This is a genomic window from Caulobacter sp. CCUG 60055, assembly GCF_022750545.1.
In the GTDB taxonomy this organism is placed as follows: domain Bacteria; phylum Pseudomonadota; class Alphaproteobacteria; order Caulobacterales; family Caulobacteraceae; genus PUIC01.
The window spans coordinates 208862-223909 of record NZ_PUIC01000002.1; the positions used below are offsets into that span (position 1 = coordinate 208862).

8 protein-coding genes are annotated in these 15048 nt (G+C 69.3%); 5 read left to right on the forward strand and 3 right to left on the reverse strand.

Features of this window, described 5'->3' with window-relative positions; translation table 11 throughout:
• Positions 1-80 precede the first annotated feature (80 nt).
• A complete protein-coding gene (locus C5708_RS04660; RefSeq protein ID WP_242918363.1) occupies positions 81-1373 on the reverse strand; it encodes a TIM barrel protein in 1293 nt (430 codons plus the stop codon).
• A 26-nt stretch (positions 1374-1399) separates the two neighbouring features.
• Positions 1400-3490, reverse strand: a complete 2091-nt coding sequence (locus C5708_RS04665; RefSeq protein WP_242918365.1) for a bifunctional rhamnulose-1-phosphate aldolase/short-chain dehydrogenase — start codon at positions 3488-3490, stop codon at positions 1400-1402.
• 113 nt (positions 3491-3603) lie between these two features.
• Between C5708_RS04665 and C5708_RS04670 the strand changes: the two genes are divergently transcribed.
• The 5 genes from C5708_RS04670 to C5708_RS04690 all read left to right on the forward strand — a co-directional run bounded on the left by C5708_RS04670 (position 3604) and on the right by C5708_RS04690 (position 13873).
• The gene (locus tag C5708_RS04670; RefSeq protein ID WP_242918367.1) at positions 3604-5007 is read left to right on the forward strand and encodes a carbohydrate kinase; all 1404 of its coding nucleotides are present in this window, start codon (positions 3604-3606) and stop codon (positions 5005-5007) included.
• A 4-nt stretch (positions 5008-5011) separates the two neighbouring features.
• Entirely contained in the window at positions 5012-6157 is a 1146-nt protein-coding gene (gene lldD / locus C5708_RS04675) for an FMN-dependent L-lactate dehydrogenase LldD (RefSeq protein ID WP_242918369.1), read from the forward strand.
• A 187-nt stretch (positions 6158-6344) separates the two neighbouring features.
• Positions 6345-8975, forward strand: a complete 2631-nt coding sequence (locus C5708_RS04680; protein WP_242918371.1) for a TonB-dependent receptor — start codon at positions 6345-6347, stop codon at positions 8973-8975.
• Between the two features lie 184 nt (positions 8976-9159).
• Positions 9160-10434 (forward strand): sugar MFS transporter, encoded by a 1275-nt coding sequence (locus C5708_RS04685; RefSeq protein ID WP_242918373.1) that lies wholly within the window; start codon positions 9160-9162, stop codon positions 10432-10434.
• Positions 10435-10468: 34 nt separating this feature from the next.
• A complete protein-coding gene (locus C5708_RS04690) occupies positions 10469-13873 on the forward strand; it encodes a glycosyl hydrolase (RefSeq protein WP_242918375.1) in 3405 nt (1134 codons plus the stop codon).
• A gap of 23 nt (positions 13874-13896) precedes the next feature.
• Here C5708_RS04690 and C5708_RS04695 read toward each other — a convergent pair whose 3' ends face one another.
• The gene (locus C5708_RS04695) at positions 13897-15018 is read right to left on the reverse strand and encodes a DUF2817 domain-containing protein (protein ID WP_242918377.1); all 1122 of its coding nucleotides are present in this window, start codon (positions 15016-15018) and stop codon (positions 13897-13899) included.
• Between the last annotated feature and the right edge of the window lie 30 nt (positions 15019-15048).

The following is a 15048-nucleotide window of genomic DNA, read 5'->3' on the forward strand; positions in this document are numbered from 1 at the left end:
CTCGCCCTCATTGTTGATGCATCGGCGAGCGTCGGCAACAGCAAGCCGTCAACTTCGCGCATTTTCGCCTAAGGAACCGGTCAGACGATGCCAGCGCCGAGGCCGACGGGCTTGCGCTCCTGGGCCTTGCGCTCGCGCCAGCCGCTTTCGCGGTAGAGGGCGAGGACGTCGTAGGCGCCGCCCGCCTGGGTGCGCGCCCTGGCGATGATCGGCGAGACGTCGGTGCGGTAGGCCGTGCGCAGCGCCTGGAAGGCCAGCATCGCGTCGTTGGCTTCCTGGGCGGCGTGCAGCGCCTCGCGGTCGACCAGCGTCGCCTTGACGTAGGCGGTCAGGATGGCCTCGGCCGAGGACAGCATGCTCTCGATCGGGTCGGTCACGTTGTGCGACTGGTCGATCATGTAGGCCGGGTCGAAGCCCTCCAGGGGATTGAGCTCGGCCTCGACCAGTTCGTTGAACACCAGGAACAGCTGGTGCGGGTTGATGGCGCCGGAATCGAGGTCGTCGTCGCCGTATTTCGAATCGTTGAAATGGAAGCCGCCCAGCTTTCCGAAGCGGTGCAGGCGCGCGACGATCTGCTCGATATTGGTGTTGGGCGCATGGTGGCCGAGGTCGACCAGGCACTGGGCCTTGGGGCCGAGCTCCTTGGCCGCCAGGATGCTGGAGCCCCAGTCGGCGATCACCGTGGAATAGAAGGCCGGCTCGAACATCTTGTGCTCCAGCAGCATGCGCCAGTCGCCGGGCAGGCGGGCGTAGATCTGGGCGGCGCTGTCGAGGTAGCGGTCGAGCGCGGCGCCGAGATGCTGCTGGCCGGGCAGGTTGGAGCCGTCTCCGATCCACACCGTCAGGGCCCGGGCGCCCAGCTTCTCGCCGATCTCGATGCAGTCGACATTGTGGGCCACCGCCTGGTCGCGCGCGGCCTTGTCGGTCGAGGCCAGGCTGCCGGCGCTGTACGAATGCTTCTGCCCCGGCTGGTCCTGGAAGGTGTTGGAGTTGATCGCGTCGAAGGCCAGGCCGAGGCTCGCCGCCTCCTGGCGCAGGGCGCCGTAGTCCGACACGCGGTCCCACGGGAAGTGCGGCGAGACGCGCGGCGTGGCGCGGCAGAGCTGGTTGACCACGGCGCAGTCCTCCAGCTTCTCGTGGATGCTGGTCGGCTCCCCGGGGATGGGGAACTTGGCGAAGCGGGTGCCGCCGCGCCCCGCGCCCCAGCTGGGGATCGCGACCGAGAACCCGGCCGCCTTGTCGGTGATCGCGCCGATGTCGAGGCCGCGCCGCGCCAGGGCGCGGCCGAGGCCGTCATAGTCGTCGGCCAGGGCCTCGGCGTGCCGGGCGTTGTGGGCGGCGATCTGGTCGGTGGAAAGGGGCAGGCCGTTCATGGTCGTTCTTCCCTGTACGCGTGTTCTTATCGGGTGAACGCCTGGGCGTTGCCCGCGTCCACGTTGACGACGTTGCCGGTCGACTTGGCCGAGGCGTCGGAGGCCAGGAAATACACCGCCTCGGCGATGTCCTCCGGCAGGACGTTGCGCTTGAGCATCGAGCGGTCGCGGTAGAAGGCCTCCAGCTCGTCGCCCGGATCGACGCCATAGGCGTCGGCGCGCTCCTTGCGCCAGTCGCCGTCCCAGATCTTGGAGCCGCGGATGACCGCGTCGGGATTGACGACGTTGACGCGGATGCCGTGGGGCGCGCCTTCCAGGGCCAGGCAGCGGGCCAGATGCAGCGAGGCGGCCTTGGCCGAGGCGTAGGCCGAGGCGTTGGGCGTCGCCGCCAGGGCGTTCTTCGAGCCGATGAACACGATCGATCCGGTCTTCTGCAGCTTCATCAGCGGGAAGGCCGAACGGCTGGCGAGGAAATAGCCTTCGGCCAGCACGTCGTAGTTCTTGCGCCAGAGGGCGACCGAGGTCTCCTCGACCGGGGCGGACGAGGCGATGCCGGCGTTGGCCACCAGGATGTCGAGGCCGCCGAACTCCCGCGCGGTCAGGTCGAAGGCCGCCTGGACCGAGGCTTCGTCGGTGACGTCGCAGGGGACGGCGCGCGTCACGTCGCCGCCGAAGACCTTGGCCAGCTCCGCGCGCTTGGCCTCCAGGCTGGCGGCGTCGATATCGGCCAGCATCACGCAGGCGCCTTCCGAAAGCAGTCGCGCCGCGGTCGCCGCGCCGATGCCGCCGGCGCCGCCGGTGACGAGGGCGATCTTGCCGACCAGGGGTTTCGGCCTGGGCATGCGCTGGAGCTTGGCCTCCTCCAGCGCCCAGTATTCGATGGCGAAGGCTTCCGATTCCGGCAGGCCGACATAGTCGCCGACCGCCTCGGCCCCGCGCATGACGTTGATGGCGTTGGCGTAGAATTCTCCGGCGAGCCGGGCGGTGGTCTTGTCGGCGGCGAAGGTGAGCTGGCCGACGCCCGGCAGCAGCACGACCACCGGGTTGGGGTCGCGGACCTTGGGATCGTTCGGGCCGGCGTTGCGCCCGTAATAGGCGAGATAGCCGTTGCGGTATTCGACGAGGGCGGCGGCCAGATAGGCGTCGTCGTCGATCCTGGCCGGATCGAGCGCCAGGGGCGCGATCTTGGTGCGCAGGAAGTGGTCGGGGCAGGAGGTGCCGACCGCCGCCAGCCGGGCGAACGCCTTCGAGCCGACGAATTCCAGGGTTTCCGGCGTGTCGCTGAAATGGCCGACCTTGGACCGCTCGCCGACCATCAGGCCGCGAAGCCGCGGGGCCAGGCGCGCGGCGATCTTGGCGCGGCTTTCCGGGGCGAGGGCCGGGACGGCCTCGCCGCCGAACGCCGGCCCCTTGACCAGCCGTGCGTTCAGATGGGCGGCGGCCTTGGCGATCAGGTCGATGGTGTTGTCGTAGCAGGCCCTGGCGTCGTCGCCCCAGCAGATGACGCCGTGCCCGGCCAGCATCACCCCGCGCAGGCCGGGATTGGCCGCCACATAGTCGCGGAGCGTCAGGCCGAGATCGAAGCCGGGGCGTTTCCAGGGCAGCCAGCCGACGCTTCCGCCGAAGATCTCCCGCGTCGCCGCCTCGCCGCCGGTGGAGGCGGCCAGGGCGATGATGGCGTCGGGATGGACGTGGTCGACATGGGCGAAGGGGAGGTAGGCGTGCAGCGGGGTGTCGATCGAGGCCGCGCGCGGATTGAGGCCGAACGTGCAATGGGGAAGGTAGGCCACCATCTCGTCTTCGAACGCCACGCCGCGATAGAGTTTTTCGAGGCCGAGCAGTTTGTCGAGATAAAGGGTGGAGAAGCCGTCCAGCTTCATCGAGCCGATGTCGCCGCCCGAGCCCTTGACCCACAGCGCCGTGACGGTCTCGCCGGTCAGAGGGTCCTTGGCGTCGAGCTTGGCCGAGGTGTTGCCGCCGCCGAAATTGGTGACCGTCAGGTCCGAACCGAGCAGATTCGAGCGATAGAGCAGGAGGCCTTCAGGGGTTAGCGACGCGGCCTCCTCGGCCGACCAGCGATTGGCGGGAATCCGGAACGGAGTGGCGGATTGGGGCACGTTCCTACCTACGATTTGCATTTGAGCGTCAATTTCGAAAAACTTATATCGCCGTATGGTGCGAAGCAATCATAATCGATAAGTTATCGTCACGATCTGATGGGGGAAAGCGGATGGAGGGCGGCCTGACCCTTGTCCTCGACGTGGGCAAGACCAACGCCAAGATGTCGCTGTGGAACCGCGCCGGCGCCTGCGTGGCCCGGCGGGCCCGCGCCAACGTTCCGCAGGCGGGCGGCGACTATCCCTCGCTCGATCTCGACGGATTGGAGGTTTTCGTCGCGGACACCGTGCGCGAGATGGCGCGGCTCGGCCGCGTCGAGCGCATCGCGCCGGTGACGCACGCCGCCGCCGCCGTCCTGATGCGCGGAGACGACCTCTACGCCCCGCCGATGGACTATGAGCTCGAGGTCCCGCCGGAGACGCGCCGGGCCTATGCGGCCGAGCGGGACCCCTTCGCCGCGACGGGGTCGCCCCTGCTGCCGCAGGGGCTCAATCTCGGCCTTCAGCTGTTTCATCTGGAGCGCCTGACAGGCCCCTGGCCCGACGACGTGAAGATCGTGTTGTGGCCGCAATACTGGGCCCATCGTTTCTGCGGCGTGCTGGCGAGCGAGGTGACCAGCCTGGGCTGCCACACCGACCTGTGGCGCCCGGTCGAGGCGGCGCCGTCCGATCTCGCCGTCCGCCGCGGCTGGGCGCGGCGCCTGCCGCCGATCCGCAAGGCGGCGGACGTGCTCGGGCGGGTCACCGGCGAATGGACGGCCCTGGGCCTGCCCGCCGACTGCGAGGTGCTGTGCGGCCTGCACGATTCCAATTCCGCCCTGCTCGCGGCGCGGGGCCACGCCGAGATCGCCGAGAACGACGCGGCCATCCTCTCGACCGGGACATGGTTCGTGGCCATGCGCTCGCTGGGCCCGGCCCCGGGCGAGCCGCCCCGGCTGGACGCCGGCCGCGACTGCCTCGTCAATGTCGACGCGCGCGGGCGGCCCGCCCCGTCGGCCCGCTTCATGGGCGGGCGGGAGGCCGAGACGATCGCCGGTCTCGACAGCTTCCACATCACCGACAACTACGATCCGCAGGCCCTGATCCGGGCCTTGCCCGGGCTGATGGCGGCCGGCGCGATGGTGCTGCCGACCTTCGCGCCAGGCTTCGGTCCCTTCCCCGACCGCGACGGGATATTCCTCAATCCGCCTGAAACCCTTGAGGAAAAGCGGGCCGTGCTTGGTCTGTACCTCGCCCTGATGAGCGACGCCTGTCTCGACCTGATCGGGGCCCGGGAGCGGGTCCTGGTCGAGGGGCGTTTCGCCGAGGCCGAGGTGTTCGTCGGCGCGCTGGCCGCCCTGCGGCCGGAGACGGCGGTCTATGTCTCCAACGCCCACGACGACGTGCCGTTCGGGGCGCTGCGGCTGGTCTTTCCCGACCTGGCGCCGAGGTCCGCCCTGCGGCGGATCGCGCCGCTCGACCTGCCGCTCGAACCCTATCGCGCGCTTTGGCGCGCCCGGATCGCCGGGGAGGCCTGACGCCATGAAGCCCGCCTCCATCGGCGACTATCGCGAACTCGCCCGCCGCCGCTTGCCGAAGTTCCTGTTCGAGTACATCGACGGCGGCTCCTACGACGAGATCACCCTGAAGCGGAACCGCGAGGACCTGGCGGCCGTCGCCCTTCGCCAGCGTGTGCTGCGCGACGTTTCCGACATCGATCTTTCGACCCGGCTGTTCGGCCAGGACCTGGCCTTGCCGGTCGTCCTCGGGCCGGTGGGGCTCGCCGGCATGAACGCTCGCCGGGGCGAGGTCCAGGCCGCCCGCGCCGCCGAGGGGGCGGGGGTTCCCTTCTGCCTTTCCACCGTTTCGGCCTGCTCGATCGAGGAGGTGCGGGCGGGGACCGCGCGGCCGTTCTGGTTCCAGCTCTACATGATCCGCGACCGCGCCTTCATGGCCGACCTGCTGCGCAAGGCCAAGGCGGCGGGCTGCTCGGCCCTGGTGTTCACCGTGGACATGCCGGTGCCGGGAACGCGCTATCGCGACCATCGCTCGGGCCTGGCCGGCGCCTCGGGCCTGGCCGGCGACGCGCGCCGCGCCATGCAGGCCCTGCTGCATCCGGGATGGGCCCTCGATGTCGGCCTTCTCGGCCGGCCGCATACGCTCGGCAACGTCGCGCCAGTGCTCAAGGGGCGCACCGGGCTGGAGGACTTCTTCGCCTGGATGCGGAACAACTTCGATCCGTCGGTCACCTGGCGCGACCTCGAATGGGTGCGCGCCAACTGGGACGGCCCGCTCATCCTCAAGGGCGTGCTCGATCCGGAGGACGGCCGCGATGCGGTCAGGCTCGGTTGCGACGGCCTGATCGTCTCCAATCACGGCGGCCGCCAGCTCGACGGCGTCAAGTCCTCGGTCCGCGCCCTGCCGGCCATGGCCGACGCCGTCGGCGGCGACCTCGCCGTACTGGCCGACGGCGGCGTGCGGTCCGGCCTCGACGTCGTGCGGATGCTGGCCCTGGGGGCCAAGGGGGTCGTTCTCGGCCGCGCCTGGGCCTACGCCCTGGCCGGGAGGGGCGGGCGCGGCGTGACGCATGTGCTGGACCTGATCCGCGCGGAGATGGGCGTCGCCATGGCCCTGACCGGCGTCCGCCATATTGACGCCCTCGGGCCGGAAGCCCTGGACATCGCCTAGCCGGCCATTGTGATTGATAATGATCGATATGTGTGTGTCGTTCGCAATCTTTGACGTATTTTGTTCGATTTGATGTTGACTGTCCGTCATTATCGAAAAATAGTTAGCGAAAGCGGCGTGGAAAACGACCGCCGAAAAACAAGCTGGGAGGGAAGAAATGTCGAGGAATCTCCGATTTCGCGCGTCCGTGATCGCTCTGGCGCTGGGACTGGGCGCGCATGCGGTCGCCGCCGCTGAAGAGGCTCCCGCCCAGAAGGGCGCGGCGAACCAGGACGTGACCGAGCTGTCGGTCGTGGTCGTCACCGGCGTGTTCGGCGCCACCAAGGTCGAGCGCGCGCCGATCTCCATCGCGGCCATCACCAACGAGCAGATCCAGCAGCAGCCGCCGATCTCGTCGGCCGACCTTCTGAAGAACGTGCCCGGCGTGTTCGTGAACTCGGCGCTCGGCGAGGTCCGCAACGTCGTGTTCTCGCGCGGCGTCTCGGCCAACTCGCTCGACGGGGCCGGCGGCTATTATTACGTGTCCATGCAGGAGGACGGGCTGCCGGTCGAGCTGATCACCTCGACCAACTTCGGGCCGGACTACTTCTCGCGCCCCGACATCATGCTCAACCATCTCGAAGGGCTGCGGGGCGGGACGGCGGTCGTCACCGGGCCGAACGCGCCGGGCGGCATCTTCAACTACATCTCCAAGACCGGGAAATCGGACCCCGGGATGCAGGTGCAGGCCAAGTACGGCCTGGAGGGCGACGGCAAGAACCCCTACTACCGCATCGACGGCTACGCTGGCGGCCGCATCGGCGACAGCGACCTCTATTACGCGGTCGGCGGCTTCTATCGGCGCAGCGACGGCGCCCGCAACCCCGGCTATCCGATGAACGACGGGGGGCAGATCCGCGGCAACCTGCTGTGGAAGTACGACGGCGGCCAACTGCTGCTGACCGCCAAGTATCTCGACGACCACAACGGCTGGTTCGAGTTCACGCCGTCGTTCGGCGGCGACGATCCGCACATCGCGCCCGGCTTCTCCAAGACCAGTTCGGTGCTGGCGCCGAAGGACGCCGCGCATTGCTACAGCGCCATCACCGGCGGCCGCCGGTGCTGGGACCCCAGCAACCTCGTCCATTCCCGCGAGCTGTCCTTCGGCGCCAACTGGAACCAGGACCTGGGCGCCGGCTTCGCCCTGGAGAACCGCCTGCGGGTTTCGCAGAAGAGCGCCGACTGGAACACCGGCGCGGTGATCTTCCCGCTGGCCATCACCGACTTCGTGGTCACCGCCCTGGACGGCACCGTCGGCCTGCCGGGCACCTTCACCTACACCAATTCCCGCACGGGGGCGGTGCTGGCCACCGTCCGCTCGGTCACCGGCCTCGACCGCCAGGTGGTTTCGAGCAACCTGCCCGGCTCCGACGTGCTCAAGAACGGCGGCCTGACCGAGGCGGCGTTCGACCAGACCTTCCACGCCCGCAACTTCGTCGACCAGATCACCCTGACCAAGGAGGTCGGCGGCCACCATCTGGCCGTGGGCGGCTACGCCTCGATCGCCCGGCTCAGCTCCACCGCCTACGGGGCCGGCCTCGGCTGGGCGACCCTGGAGGCCAATCCGGTCATGATGAACGTGACCTACACCACGCCGGGCGGGCGCACCTATCAGGTCACCGACCCACATGGCTTCACGCGCTTCGGCCGCCTGACGTCGCCGATGTATTCCGGCGATCAGGACCAGTATTCACTGTTCGTGGGCGACACCTGGCGCGTCAACGACCGGCTGTCGCTGGACATCGGCGCCCGCTACGAGACCATCACCTACAAGCTCGACTTCCAGAATTTCACCAATCCTCCGGGCAGCATACTGTCCACGGGCGGGGCGGACGGCGACCCGCTGACGCTCTACGACAACGGGATCAACGTCCCCACCGCGCCCTATTCGCTGAAGCGGTCCTTCGATTTCATCGGCTATTCGGGATCGGCGGCCTACAAGTTCACCGACCAGTTCGACGCCTATATCCGCTACACCAGCGGCAAGAAGGCGCCGGACTTCAGCATCATGGCCGGCCTGAATACGCCCGGCCAGATCGCCACCGTCTTCCCCAAGCCGCAGGAGATCGAGCAGGTCGAAATCGGCCTCAAGTATCACCGCAGCGGGCTCGATGTTCAGGTCTTCCCGTTCTACAGCCACCTGTCGAACATCGCGACGGCGCAGACCTTCACCTATCTGAGCGGCCCGTCGCTGGGGCAGAGCTATTCGCCGCCGCCGGCCTATGGCGAGATCAAGACCTACGGGGTCGAGGTCTCGGCCAACGCCACCCTAACCGACACCCTGAAGGGCAACGCCGTCCTGACGCTGCAAAACCCCAAGCAGAGCGGCTATTCGGTTTGGACCCAGGGGGCCAAGGGCGACGGCTCCGACGACGTCCTGACCAAGATCCCGTCGGGCGACGCCGACAACAATCCGAAGATCATGTTCCGCGGCGGCCTGACCTGGCGGCCGGTCACCCAGGCCTCGGTGTTCGGCACGGTCAACTACATGGGCGAGCGGGCGGCCAACAACTACAACGCCTTCTACCTGCCAGCCTATACGACGGTGGACGTCGGCGCGAGCTGGCGGTTCAACGACACCCTCAAGCTCCAGGCCAACATCAACAACCTGTTCGACGAGTTCGGGGTGATGTCCTGGGCCCGGGGCGGCGGCTTCCTGAACGCGCTGGACCGGCAGGGCCTAACCAAGGCGGCTTACCAGGCCAATCCCAACCAGTTGCTTCCCGTCGTGCCGATCCAACCCCGGTCGTTCTTCGTCACCCTGACGGCGACTTTCTAAGGCTTCGCCTCCCTCGGGCGTCGGCGTGGGCGCTTCGGCGTCCACGCCACTTTTTCCCCGAGGGGGCGCAAATCCAGGCGGCGCGACGTATCCAGTTCCAAGCCCTCGACCCGCTCGGAGAAGGCGGGCGTCGGACCCACAGAAGGCGAACGCCGAGAGGCGCGGACATCCCGGGGAGGATTCCATGGTCATCGAAACAGACGCCGCGCCTGGCGCGACCGGGGTCGCGGGGCGCGCAAACCTGAAGGGCCCGCTCGCCTTCGCCATCGCCTGCTTCGTGGTCTGGGGGCTGGCCTACGGCCTGCTCGACGTCCTCAACAAGCACTTCCAGGAAACCCTTCATGTCGGCAAGGCCCAGTCGACCTGGCTGCAGATGGCCTATTTCGGCGCCTATCTGGTCTGCAGCCTGCCGGCGGGCTGGCTGCTGCAGAAGCGGGGCTACAAGTTCGGCATCGTCTTCGGGCTGATGCTGACCGCCGTTGGGGCGTTCCTGTTCATCCCTTCGGCGAACGCCGCCAGCTTTCCCGCGTTCGTCGGCTCGATGTTCATGCTGGCCTGCGGCCTGTGCTGTCTGGAGACGGCGGCCGACACCTATGTCAACGTGCTGGGCCCGCCCGAGCACGCCTCGCGGCGCCTGAATCTGGCCCAGTCGTTCAACGCCCTCGGCGTGTTCCTCGGGCCGCTGATCGGCGGGACGCTGTTCTTCAAGGGTCCGGCCGCCTCGACCGGCGGCGACCAGGGCGCGGTGCAGGCCACCTATCTGGTCATCGGCGTCGCCGTCCTCATCTTCGCCGCCGTCGTCTCTCGCGCCCGCCTGCCGGAGATCCACGACGCGCACCACGGCCCCGACACCGTCCTGGGCGAGGCGGGGGCGAAGGGCGGGGGCTCGCTCCTCGCCCGGCCCCACTTTGTGTTCGGCGTGGTCACCCAGGCGCTCTATATCGGCGCCCAGGTCGGGATCGGCGCCTTCTTCATCAACCTCGTCACCGAGAGCTGGTCGGGACTCACCTCCCGCCACGGCGCCTTCCTGCTGTCGGCGGCGACGCTGGCCTATCTGATCGGCCGCTTCGTGACGACGGCGCTGCTGCTGCGCTTCACCCCGCGGGCGATCCTCACCGTCTACGGCCTAGCCAATCTCGCTCTGTGCCTGGTGGTGGCGACCGGGGCGCCCAAGATCGCCGCCGTCGCGTTGGTGGCGGTGTTCTTCTTCATGTCCACCATGTTCGCGACCATCTTCACCCTGGGCGTCGCCGACCTCGGAGGGGCCACCAAGCGCGGCGCCTCGATGATGGTCATGGCCATCGGCGGCGGCGTGCTGCTGCCCTGGCCGATGGGCAAGATCGCCGAACTCTACGGCACGCCCGCCGCCTTCCTGCTGCCGGCCGCCTGCTTCGCCGTGGTCGCGCTCTACGGCTGGAAGGGCGCGCGCGCCGCGCCGCCGGCCGACCCGTCCACCTGATCGCCGCCGCCGCGAAACCCATCCGGAGGAAACCATGACCCGCAAGACCGAGATCCGAGGCCGCGCCCTGTCGCTGCTCACCGTCGCGCTCCTGGCCGGGACGGCGCTGTGCGCGCCCCTGGCGACCAGGGCCGACAGCCTGTCCGACGGCTTCGCCGATCCGCCGAACTCGGCGCGCCCGCGCGTCTGGTGGCACTGGATGAACGGCAACGTCGCCCAGGAGGGGATCGACCTCGACCTGCGCTGGATGAAGCGGGTGGGCATCGGCGGCCTGCAGAACTTCGACGCCAACCTCGCCACGCCGCAGGTGGTCGACAAGCGGCTGGCCTATATGACGCCCGAGTGGAAGGCGGCGTTCCGGCACACCGCCGAACTGGCCGATCAGCTCGGGCTCGAACTGGCCATCGCCTCGTCGCCCGGCTGGAGCGAGACCGGCGGTCCCTGGGTCAAGCCCAAGGACGCGATGAAGAAGCTGGTCTGGAGCGCGACGGACATCGACGGCGGCAAGCCGTTCAAGGGCGTCCTCAAGGCCCCGCCTTCGGTCACCGGGCCGTTCCAGGACATTCCCGCCGAGGTCGGCGGCGTGTTCGGCCACCAGGGACCGGAGCCCCTGCCGACCTATTTCGCCGACAGCGCGGTGGTCGCCTACCGCATCGCCGAGGAAAAGCCGGCGGCGGCCCCCGTCGCGACCTCCAGCGCCGGCCCGATCGCGGTCGAGGCGCTGCTCGACGACAGCCTGACCACCAAGGTCGCGGTGACCGAGAGCGCCGACCGCACGGGCTGGGTGCAGTACGATTTCCACGCCCCGCGCACCGTACGCTCGGCCGTGCTGGGGACCGCCCCCGCCGACCGCTTCGTCGGCGATCTGACCAAGGCCGAGCTCCAGGCCAGCGACGACGGCGTCTCGTTCCGCAAGGTCGCCGACCTGGCGACCGGCGCGTCGCACCAGCAGACCACCAGCTTCAAGCCGACGACGGCGCGCTACTATCGCCTGGTCCTCTCGCACGCGCGCGGCAAGTCGTTCAACATCGCTGCGGCGGCCGCGCCGGGCGCCGACCTGGCGGCCGTCTTCGCCCTGTTGAACGCCAACGGCGTCAAGGCGCCGCCCGCCAAGCCCGCCTTCTCGATCTCGAAGTTCGTCCTTTCCGACGAGGAGAGGGTGCAGGACGGCGAGGTGAAGGCCGGCTTCGCCGTGGCGACCGACTACTACGCCCTCGAACGCGCCGACCGGGCGTCGTCGCGGGGGCCGGCGCCCGAGACGGTGGTCGACCTGACCGCCAAGATGAAGCCGGACGGCAAGCTCGACTGGACGCCGCCCAAGGGGCGCTGGCGCGTCCTGCGGCTCGGCTATTCGCTGACCGGCACCGAGAACCATCCGGCCACGCTGGAGGCGACCGGCCTGGAGGTCGACAAACTCGACAAGACGGCGGTGCGCTCGTACCTGGAGACCTATCTCGACACCTACAAGAGCTTCCTCGGGCCCGACCTGATGGGCAAGCGCGGCGTCGTCGCCTTGCTTAACGATTCCACCGAGGTCGGCCCCCAGAACTGGACCGGCGACATTCTCGCGGCGTTCAAGGCCCGGCGCGGCTATGACGCGACGCCGTGGCTGCCGTCGCTGACCGGGGCGGTGATCGGCGACGGGGCGCGGTCGGACGCCTTCCTGTACGATTTCCGCAAGACCCTGGCCGAACTGCACGCCGAGCATCACTACGGGACCGTGGCCGCCGTCGCCCGCGAGCGGGGCCTCTTCAACTACGGCGAGGCGCTGGAGGACGGCCGTCCGTCGCTCGGCGACGACCTGGAGATGCGCCGCTACACCTCGATCCCGATGGCGGCGATGTGGACCTACGACCGCAAGGTCGGGCCCAAGCCGTCTTATCTGGCCGACATCCGGGGCGCGGCGTCGGTGGCTCACCTCTATGGCCAGAACCTGGTGGCCGCCGAATCCATGACCGCCGCCATGTCGCCCTGGGCCTTCACGCCCCGCGACCTGAAGTCGACCATCGACCTGGAGTTCGTGCTCGGGGTCAACCGGCCGGTGATCCACACCTCGGTCCACCAGCCGCTGACCGACAAGAAGCCGGGCCTGTCGCTGTCGATCTTCGGCCAGTACTTCAACCGGAACGAGACCTGGGCCGAGATGGCGGGGCCGTGGGTCGACTACATGTCCCGCAACGCCTTCATGCTCCAGCAGGGGCGCTTCTTCGCCGACGTCGCCTATTTCAGCGGCGAGGAGGCCCCGCTCACCGGCCTCTATGTCGACGCCGAAATGACCGACGCCCCGCACGGCTACGCCTTCGACTTCGTCAATTCCGAGCTGCTGCTGAACAGCCTGGAGGTGAAGGAGGGCGCGCTGGTCGCCAAGAGCGGCGCCAGCTATCAGCTGCTGTATCTGGGCGGCTCCAGCCGGCGGATGTCGCTGGCGGTGCTCAGGCGCGTCCACGGCCTGGTCGAGGCGGGGCTGAGCGTCGCCGGCGTCCGGCCCGAGGGCTCGCCCGCCCTGGCCGACGACCCCGTCGAGTACAAGCGGCTGGCCGACGACCTCTGGCCGGCGGGCAAGACGGAAGCCGCTTTCGGCAAGGGCCGCGTCTTCGCCGTCGACCATCCGGACAAGGCCCTGGCGGCCATGGGGCTGGCCCGCGACTTCGACGCCGGCGCGGCCAAACCCGACGCCGACGTCCGCTTCGTCCACCGCCGCCTGGACGACGGCGACTCCTATTTCGTCAACAACCGTCTCGCCCGACCGGAGACGCTGGAGGCCCGCTTCCGCGTCGCCGGCAAGGTCCCCGAGCTATGGCGGCCGGAAACCGGCAAGACCGAGCCGTTGTCCTACCGCATCGAGAACGGCGTGACGGTGGTGCCGCTGGCGCTGCTGGCCGACGACGCCGTGCACGTGGTGTTCCGCAAGACAGCGGCCGCGGCTTCGCTCGTCGTTCCCGCGCCGAAGGAGACGCGGCTTTCCGAGCTTTCCGGCCCGTGGAAGCTGACCTTCGAGCAGGGGCGCGGCGCGCCGGCCGGGGTGACGCTGGACGCCCTGTCGTCCTGGTCCGACGCGGCCGACCCCGGGGTGAAGTACTTCTCCGGCGTCGGGACCTACAGCCGCGACCTGACGGTCAAGGCCTCGGATCTCAAGGGCGGCAGGATCGTGCTCGATCTGGGCGAGGTGCGCGACCTGGCCGAGGTCTTCGTCAACGGCGCGCGCGTGGGCCAGGTCTGGCACGCGCCCTATCGCCTCGACGTCACCGACGTGCTGAAGGCGGGCCGCAACGCGCTGGAGATCAAGGTGGCCAATCCGTGGGTCAACCGCTTGATCGGCGACACCCAGCCGGGGGCCAAGAAGGTGACGTTCACCGTCGTCCCGACCTATGTCCCCGGCGCGCCGCTCCGCCCATCGGGCCTTCTGGGGCCGGTCACCCTCACGGCGGTGACGCCGTAGCCTGAGGGCCCGGCGTCCGGCGGTCAGGCGATCGCAGGTCGCCGGGCGAGGCTCGCCAGGGTGGCGTCGACGATCTCGCGTCCGCGTCCCAGCACGTCGCGCCGCCAGGCCTCGTCGCTGGGCGCCAGGCAGGCCCTGATCTCGGCCATGGCCTGGGCCGCCTCGGGGGCGTCGACGCTGGAGAACGCGGTCAGCCTGAAGCGGTCGATCATCGACTGCGCCACGCGCTCGACCGGCTCGGTGCCGAACTCCAGGGCTCCGGCGACGACCTCGGCCCAGGGCGTCATCGCTTGCGCCGCCGCGACCAGCGCCCCCTTGGGCGAGAAGGGAAAATCCTCTGAGGGGATGCGGATCAGGTCGCCCCACATGGCCTGGGCCGCCCGCGCGGCCGCTTCGTCGGCCTCGATCACCAGCATGACGCCGGCGCCCCTGTCGCCGAGGCCGGTATGGACGTCGACCCAGCCGATGCGCCGGGCGCGGCGGGCCAGACCGCCGACGAGGTTGTTCAGGCAGAGGTTCGACCAGGCCGGCGCGTCGCCGGCGAAATTGAACCGTCCAGGCCGGTGGCGCTGGCCGTCGGCGGCGGCCCTCAGATAGCGTTCCAGGCCGTGTTCGGCGATGTAGGCGGCCCTGCGGGCGTCGGCGGCGTCGCGCCTCGGCCCGGCCAGATCCGGGCACATGAAGACCTCGTCCAGTTCGTCATAGAGGTCGTTCTGCGGCAGGGGGGCGTCGTAGTCGACGAAGTTGCGGTTCAGGTCGACGCCGGTCTCGTTCTCCAGGCAGGTCCAGGCCATGCCGTACGGATTCACGGCGTGGATGCTGAGGATCGCCACGCCGGGGGGCGGGGGACGCCGTCCGAGGGTGTCGATCTGGATCGCCGTCCCCGCGAAGCCCTCGATCCCGTGCACGCCGGAGGTGACGATCATCAAGGACTCCGCGTCCGGATCGCCGGTCCATGCGGCGTCCATGTAGAGCAGCGCGTCTCCAGGACCGACGGCCGGGCAGGCCAGCGTGGTCACGGTCGCGCCGGCCTCGTCCGCGGCGCGCAGGAAGCGGTCCCGCGACGAGAAATAGTCGTCCGCGAAGGCGAAGGCGATGTCGCTGGACTCGACCATCCAGGCGTGGCGGGCAGGCGATTTCAACACGACGGGCGTCCTTGATCGGCGTTCGGCGCC

Coding starts and splice junctions, on each gene's coding strand:
- C5708_RS04670 (WP_242918367.1), top strand. CDS start 3,604: ATGGAGGGCGGCCTGACCCTTGTCCTCGACGTGGGCAAGACCAACGCC.
- C5708_RS04660 (WP_242918363.1), bottom strand. CDS start 1,373: ATGAACGGCCTGCCCCTTTCCACCGACCAGATCGCCGCCCACAACGCC.
- C5708_RS04690 (WP_242918375.1), top strand. CDS start 10,469: ATGACCCGCAAGACCGAGATCCGAGGCCGCGCCCTGTCGCTGCTCACC.
- lldD (WP_242918369.1), top strand. CDS start 5,012: ATGAAGCCCGCCTCCATCGGCGACTATCGCGAACTCGCCCGCCGCCGC.
- C5708_RS04685 (WP_242918373.1), top strand. CDS start 9,160: ATGGTCATCGAAACAGACGCCGCGCCTGGCGCGACCGGGGTCGCGGGG.